Origin of the sequence: Lysinibacillus halotolerans (genome assembly GCF_003711845.1) — a bacterium.
GTDB lineage: Bacteria > Bacillota > Bacilli > Bacillales_A > Planococcaceae > Ureibacillus > Ureibacillus halotolerans.
The window spans coordinates 20898-27950 of sequence record NZ_RHLQ01000042.1; the positions used below are offsets into that span (position 1 = coordinate 20898).

Here is a 7053-nt window from a genome sequence, read left to right on the forward strand (position 1 = left end):
CCTGATGTTAGAAAAAAGAAAACCAATCCCAGTGGGGGAAGCTGTTCAACGGGTGATGGAATATGCCTTTCAAGAAAAAAAAGAGTTGGTCCCATTACTACAAGCCCATGGACGTTTTCTTGCAGAAGATGTCGCTGCAGATGCTGATGTACCAGCTTTTGATCGCTCACCTTATGATGGTTTTGCTATCCGGTCAGTGGATAGTAATGATGCAAGTTCAGAAAATCCTGTAACCTTTAAGGTTGTAGGAGAAATCGGTGCAGGCTTTGTATTTGAAGATACAGTAGGACAGCTAGAAGCGGTTCGTATTATGACGGGGGCTCCAATTCCAAAAGGGTGTGACGCAGTTGTCATGCTAGAATTAGCCCATACCTTTGAAGAAAATAACGAGATGTATATGTCCATTAAACGGACTTTTGAAGCGGGAACAAATATTTCCTACAAGGGAGAGGACGTTCAAAAAGGAGCTATCCTTTTAGAAAAAGGTCAATATATTAATCCAGGTGCTGTCGCTTTACTTGCTACTTTCGGTTATGACCAAGTGCCTGTTTTTCGAAAACCGATTATAGGCGTTATTGCAACTGGAAGTGAGTTGCTTGAACCCGGAGAATCTTTACAACCTGGAAAGATTCGAAATAGTAATGCGTATATGATGATGGCTCAAATTGAACGTGCTGGAGCAACCGCCAAATACTTTGGGAAATTTAGCGATGATTTGAATGTATGTATTGACGTTGTTAAAAACGCCTTGGAAGAAGTAGATCTATTAATTACTACAGGAGGAGTTTCTGTAGGTGATTATGATTACTTGCCAGCTATTTATGAAGCGATTGAAGCCAATGTATTGTTTAATAAAGTCGCAATGCGGCCGGGAAGTGTAACGACTGTTGCTGCTCGGGGAGAGAAAGTTTTATTTGGACTTTCAGGTAATCCTTCCGCTTGCTTTGTTGGATTTGAACTTTTTGTTCGTCCTATTATTCGCACTGCATTTAGTAATAAGCAGCCACATTTACGGAGAGAGTCCGCTGTTTTAGGTGCCGATTTTACAAAAGCAAATCCATTTACCCGTTTTGTCCGAGCGACAGTTTCGTACGATAACGGACAATTAGTTGCAGTACCTTCTGGTTTTGATAAATCGAGCGCGGTATCTTCCTTAGTGGAAGCGAATGCCTTAATTGTATTGCCTGGAGGTTCTCGAGGATACGAAAAAGGGATGCAAATCGATGTGTTATTGTTGGAAGATTTGCAAGGAAGTGAGTGGCCTTGGAACAACATCGTAAAATCCTACAAGTAGTAGGTTATCAAAATAGCGGAAAAACAACGTTAATGGAACGGCTTATTAGAGAAGCAACGGCTCGTGGCCTAAAAGTAGGAACTATCAAGCATCATGGGCATGGTGGAATTCCTATGAGCGAATCAAAAGATAGTTTTCGTCATGAACAGGCAGGGGCACAGGTAACAGCAGTTGAAGGAGATGGTACTTTGCGCATGAGTATTCATCAAAACAACTGGAATCTGGACGATATATTAGCGATTTATGCTTCTTTTAAAACCGATATCATCTTAATAGAAGGATATAAAGAAGAACATTTTTCGAAGGTTGTCCTGTTACGTACTTTAGAAGATCAAGCTTTACTTGAAAAAGTGTCCAATATTATTTGTGTGATATATTGGCCATCTTACCCATTAACAAAACCGCTAGAGTATCCAACATTCTCAATTCATGATACAGCACAGTATATGGAATTTTTAATGGCAGAAATGAGGGGGAAAATATGAGTACATCCTTTTTTGAAATCGTAGATAAACCTATTGACGTGGAGGAAGTTAGACAAAAAGTAGTAAGCCGAAACGCTGGTGCGATTACGATTTTCATCGGAACAGTACGTGAAATGACAAAGGGGAAGAAAACACTCCATTTGGAATATCAAGCCTATCCAGAGATGGCGATTAAAATGTTTGAGCAAATCGCTAAAGAAATACAAGAGAAGTGGCCAGAAGCGATCGCTGCGATAACCCATCGCGTTGGTCATCTAGAAATTTCGGATATTGCCGTCGTTATTGCGGTGTCATCGCCCCATCGTAAAATTGCTTATATGGCAAATGAATATGCAATTGATCGGATTAAACAAATCGTTCCTATTTGGAAAAAAGAATATTGGGAAGATGGGACGGAATGGATTGGCGATCAATTAGAAAATGTGCCCTATCCGAAAAATCTACCTAGCGAGGAAGGAGAACGCTCGTGATTAAAATATTGCTTTTTGCCCACTTACAAGAAACAATCGGTCAATCCGAGTTGAAAGTTGACGTGTCAGACTATACAGTTGGTCAATTGAAAGATTGGATGGAAAATCAATATCCACAACTTTCTTTACAAAATATGATGGCAGCTGTTAATGAAGAATTTGCAACAGATGATATGATCGTAAAAGACGGAGATACAGTCGCCTTTATTCCACCTATTAGTGGGGGATGATAAATCCTTTAACATATTCCGAGCAAATCTAAAAAAGTCGATTCCTATTGTATAGGAATCGACTTTTTTTAGTTACAATTCATTTATGAATTTGGAGCCCCTCTTAGGGTAATAGGTAAATTTCATAATTTGGTGGCTCAGGCAATGTTGACTTATTTAAACGTCCTTCTTTGATTAATTCATCCAACGTTTTTTCTACATCCTCAGACTGAACACCAAATAAATCTGCAATTTTTACTGTAGAAAGGGCTGTGTATTTCGGTTTTTTCGTTGAAGAAACAATCATATTTTGAACACGCTCATATAATACTTCCTTATCCATTTTTTTCAAACCTTTCTTATAATGAATTTCAAAAATGAATCAAATAGAGTATCCATTATAAGATTAACCTTTGAGCCTTTTTCTTATGCCTATTTGATTTATAAATTATTGGATTTTTAACGCAAAGACTACCGTTTTTTTATCGATAAGGTAAATATACATGATTATCCCTTTATTTATTGGACATACTTTGGAGGAATATTGTTTTGTAGGAGCATCCATCAAATATTGTAAATAAGGAGTAATGATATGAAACAAACTTCATTTTCCATCCAAATTAATGGGCAAGAATTTGCGGCCCATTCTGATCAAACCATTTTGGAAGTCGCCCAGGCAAATGAATCTTATATACCGAGTATCTGTTATCATCCTAATCTTGGAACTATTCAAACTTGTGATACATGTTTTGTCAATGTTGATGGTGAAATGGTCCGTGCATGCGCAACAAAAGTACAACCTGGTATGAATGTAGATACAAATTCTAAAGTTGTAAAAGATGCTCAATATGAAGCAATGTCTAGAATATTAAAGAATCATGAGCTGTATTGTACAGTTTGTGACAATAATAATGGGAACTGTGTCGTTCATAATACAGCCGAATATTTGGAAATTGAACACCAAAAATATGAATTTGAAGCAAAGCCATACCCACCAGATCACTCCCATCCATTTTATCGATATGAGCCCGATCAATGTATTTTATGTGGAAGATGCGTAGAGGCATGTCAAGATCTACAAGTAAACGAAACATTGACTATTGATTGGAATCGAGAGAAGCCCCGCGTGATTTGGGACAACGATGTACCGATTGATGAATCTTCCTGTGTAAGTTGTGGACATTGTGTAACGGTTTGCCCATGTAATGCATTGATGGAGAAATCCATGCTCGGTGAAGCTGGTTATTTAACAAATATTCCACCTAAAATTTTAGAACCAATGATTGATTTAACAAAAGAAGTAGAACCAGGCTACAAGGAAATTTTTGCGATTTCCGAAATGGAAGCAGCGATGAGAAAGGCAAGAATTAAACGTACGAAAACGGTATGTACGTATTGCGGGGTCGGATGTAGCTTTGAAGTTTGGACAAAAGACCGTAAAATTTTAAAAATTGAGCCTCAAGAACATGCACCGGTTAATGGCATTTCTACATGTGTGAAAGGGAAATGGGGCTGGGATTATGTCAATAGTGAAGAGCGCCTAACAAAACCTTTAATTCGTAAAGGGAATGAATTTGTGGAAGCGACTTGGGATGAGGCCCTTAAATTAATTGCGTCAAAATTATCAGGTATTAAAGAACAATATGGACCTGATTCCATCGGATATATTGCTTCATCGAAATGTTCCAACGAGGAAAATTTCCTATTCCAAAAATTTGCCCGCGCGATTATGGGGACAAACAATGTTGATAATTGTTCAAGATATTGTCAATCACCTGCAACAGCAGCCCTTTTACGGACAGTTGGAATTGGAGGAGATTCTGGAACAATAAGAGACATTGAAAAGTCGGAATTGATAATTGTAATCGGTGCGAATCCAGCTGAATCCCATCCTGTTCTTGCAACGCGTATTAAACGTGCCCATAAGCTTCACGGACAAAAACTTATCGTGGCAGACTTGCGGGAAAACGAATTAGCACAGCGTGCGAACCTGTTTATTCATCCAAAACCTAGTACGGATCTTATTTGGATTTCCGCTGTAACAAAATATATTTTAGATCAAGGCTGGGAAGATAAAGAGTTCTTAAAAAATCGGGTAAACGGTTTGGATGAATATATTCAATCTTTAAATAAATACACGCTAGACTATGCTGAAAAGGCAACAGGACTATCAAAAGATGACATGATTCAAGTAGCTACTATGCTTCATAAGTCTAAAACGGCTTGCATACTTTGGGCGATGGGGGTTACCCAACATAAAGGTGCAACCGATACGAGTACTGCAATCGCTAACTTGCTACTTATCACTGGAAATTTCGGACGCCCAGGAACAGGAGCATATCCGCTTAGAGGACATAACAATGTTCAAGGTGCTTGTGATTTCGGTACAATGCCTGCATGGTTGCCTGGATATGAACCGATTCAAGATGACAAAGTTAGAAAACGTTATGAAGAAGCATGGGGAGTTACATTACCGAAGGACCCAGGTTTGGATAATCATCAAATGCTGGAAGGGGTTAAGGAAGGCAAACTGAAGGCGCTGTATTTATTTGGTGAAGAAATGGCATTGGTAGATTCAAACGTGAATTTTGTCGATTCGATGCTTGAGAAATTGGAATTTTTCGTTGTCCAAGATGTGTTCTTTAGTAAAACAGCCCAATTTGCTGATGTGGTATTGCCAGCATCCCCGAGCCTTGAGAAGGATGGTACGTTTGTTAATACAGAACGTCGAATTCAAAGGTTTTATAAAGTGTTTGAGCCCCTTGGTGATTCCAAACCGGATTGGATGATATTCCAAGAACTTGCGAATCTTCTCGGTGCGAATTGGAATTACCAACATCCAAGTGAAATTATGGATGAAGCAGCGAGTCTTGCGACATATTTTGCAGGTGTTAGTTATGAAAGGTTGGAAGGGTTCAACAGTCAAATTTGGCCGGTTAAAAAGGATGGTACGGATTCGCCACTGCTATACGAAAAACGATTTGTCTTCCCAGATGGCAAAGCGCGGCTTGTTCCAGTTGATTGGACGCCTCCTTTTGAAGCAGGAGAAGAATATGACCTACACCTTAATAACGGTCGTTTGTTAGAACATTTCCATGAAGGAAATATGACGTATAGATCTGAAGGTCTTACCCATAAAGTTCCTCATCCATGGCTTGAAATTTCGCCGGAATTGGCAAAGGAAAGGGGCGTTGAAGACGGTTCATTAGTACGTCTTACATCTCCATACGGACAAGTTAAAGTAAGAGCCATTGTCACGGACCGTGTAGCAGGAAAGGAATTGTACTTGACGATGAATACGCGGGAAGATGTTGAAGCAGTTAACCGTCTAACGAGTAGTTATCATGACTTGATTACCCATACGCCGAACTATAAAGAAATGGGTGTCAAAATGGAAGTATTGGAGCAAAAGGGAGAACCGCCGTTGCCAAAGGTAAATCATCGATTTGGAAATCGTATGCCGCAAATTAGTGTACGAGTGGAGGAGAAATGGAACCGAGATGATTTTACCCCAATTACAGATTTATTCGAAATAGGAGGAGAACAATATGGCGGAAGCAATCAAGCAAATTAGAAAAGAAATTCCTACTCCTGAAGAGGAACAATCACAAGCAATTTCAGAGATTATCGCTGCTTTAGCAAGTAATCGAGAAGCGATTATATCAACAATTGGAATTATTAAACATCTCCAAGATATGGGGGTGTTAGAAGCAATAAATGGCTTGCTTGAAAAACGGGTTGATGTAGGGGCAATTGCTATACAACAGGTCAACCAGCCGGGTATGCATAATATAATTAAAAACGGTATGAATACTTTCAAATTCCTTGGTCAATTGAATCCGGATGAATTACAAGTCCTTCTAAATGGAGTTACTCGTGGTCTAGAAAAATTAGGGGAAAGAATTGATCGAAATGATAAAGTCAGCTTATGGCAACTTGGAAATAGTTTTCGAAACGATGAAGTAAGGACGTCCCTCTTTACTATGCTAGGTTTGTTGGAAGGGATGGGAGAGGTATTTCAAAGGGATAAACGAGACCTACATTAAAAAGGAGATTGGATAAATTGGAAAAGGGAAGCATTAAAATTGAAGGATTACAAAATGAGGAAGATGTTCATAAAGTCCTTCAAGCTTTGGAATCAGTTTGGGGAGTCCGCGATGCAGAAGTAAGTTTAGCAAACAAAACGGCTACTTTTGCTTATGATGAGAAAGCTGCCTCCCATGTAGATTTTCTTCAAGCTGTAAAAGATATAGGGTATAACGTGTTGAATTAGCATGTGTCGATAAGATTTTGTTGGGAGGAGGAGCAAGATGAAAGTATGTGAAGTTTGTGGGTTTGAAGAAAACGAAGAACAGGAAAATAATGAACAACCTTCAACAAGAATACTTCATGTATGTGAAAACTGTAGAACGGATCGTGATTTTCCTTATTTTGAACATGAGGAGTTACAGTAATTTGAAGCGAGCACAAATTTAAGAGGCTGGGACATAACTAGCTTCAAATAGTGGGAAAGGTGAATTTGAGGAAACTCAAATTCACCTTTCTCTATTTTTGTATGTAAATTCTTTTTTTCTTTAGTTAATGGCCATGAATTT

General features: G+C 38.8%; 9 protein-coding genes. 8 read left to right on the forward strand and 1 reads right to left on the reverse strand.

Translation table 11 applies throughout. From position 1 onward, the window contains the following. Positions 1-4: 4 nt before the first annotated feature. Genes EC501_RS14350 through moaD form a run of 4 tightly spaced genes read left to right on the forward strand, consistent with a single transcriptional unit; the run spans position 5 to position 2479 of the window. The gene (locus EC501_RS14350) at positions 5-1294 is read left to right on the forward strand and encodes a molybdopterin molybdotransferase MoeA (protein ID WP_122972987.1); all 1290 of its coding nucleotides are present in this window, start codon (positions 5-7) and stop codon (positions 1292-1294) included. Beyond that, on the forward strand, positions 1258-1779 hold the full coding sequence (gene mobB / locus EC501_RS14355; protein ID WP_421930392.1) for a molybdopterin-guanine dinucleotide biosynthesis protein B: 522 nt from the start codon (positions 1258-1260) through the stop codon (positions 1777-1779). The genes EC501_RS14350 and mobB overlap by 37 nt, the downstream gene beginning before the upstream one ends. Next, entirely contained in the window at positions 1776-2249 is a 474-nt protein-coding gene (locus tag EC501_RS14360; RefSeq protein WP_122972988.1) for a molybdenum cofactor biosynthesis protein MoaE, read from the forward strand. Before mobB ends, EC501_RS14360 begins: the two co-directional genes overlap by 4 nt. After that, entirely contained in the window at positions 2246-2479 is a 234-nt protein-coding gene (gene moaD / locus EC501_RS14365; protein WP_122972989.1) for a molybdopterin converting factor subunit 1, read from the forward strand. Before EC501_RS14360 ends, moaD begins: the two co-directional genes overlap by 4 nt. Before the next feature lie 103 nt (positions 2480-2582). Here the strand turns inward: moaD and EC501_RS14370 are convergent, their stop codons facing one another. Next, positions 2583-2801: a PCI domain-containing protein gene (locus EC501_RS14370; RefSeq protein ID WP_122972990.1), complete on the reverse strand. Its 219-nt coding sequence runs from the start codon at positions 2799-2801 to the stop codon at positions 2583-2585. 249 nt (positions 2802-3050) lie between these two features. On the opposite strand from EC501_RS14370, the gene fdhF reads away from it, so the two are divergent. From fdhF to EC501_RS18510, 4 genes are read left to right on the forward strand one after another with little or no spacing between them, the layout of a single operon-like run. Continuing rightward, positions 3051-6032 (forward strand): formate dehydrogenase subunit alpha, encoded by a 2982-nt coding sequence (gene fdhF / locus EC501_RS14375; protein ID WP_122972991.1) that lies wholly within the window; start codon positions 3051-3053, stop codon positions 6030-6032. Continuing rightward, the gene (locus tag EC501_RS14380; RefSeq protein WP_122972992.1) at positions 6007-6504 is read left to right on the forward strand and encodes a helical membrane plugin domain-containing protein; all 498 of its coding nucleotides are present in this window, start codon (positions 6007-6009) and stop codon (positions 6502-6504) included. Before fdhF ends, EC501_RS14380 begins: the two co-directional genes overlap by 26 nt. 17 nt (positions 6505-6521) lie before the next feature. Further along, positions 6522-6731 carry a heavy-metal-associated domain-containing protein gene (locus EC501_RS14385; protein WP_122972993.1) on the forward strand — a complete coding sequence of 70 codons (210 nt, stop codon included), beginning with the start codon at positions 6522-6524 and terminating at the stop codon, positions 6729-6731. A gap of 37 nt (positions 6732-6768) precedes the next feature. Further along, positions 6769-6912: a hypothetical protein gene (locus tag EC501_RS18510; RefSeq protein ID WP_174232701.1), complete on the forward strand. Its 144-nt coding sequence runs from the start codon at positions 6769-6771 to the stop codon at positions 6910-6912. Positions 6913-7053 lie beyond the last annotated feature (141 nt).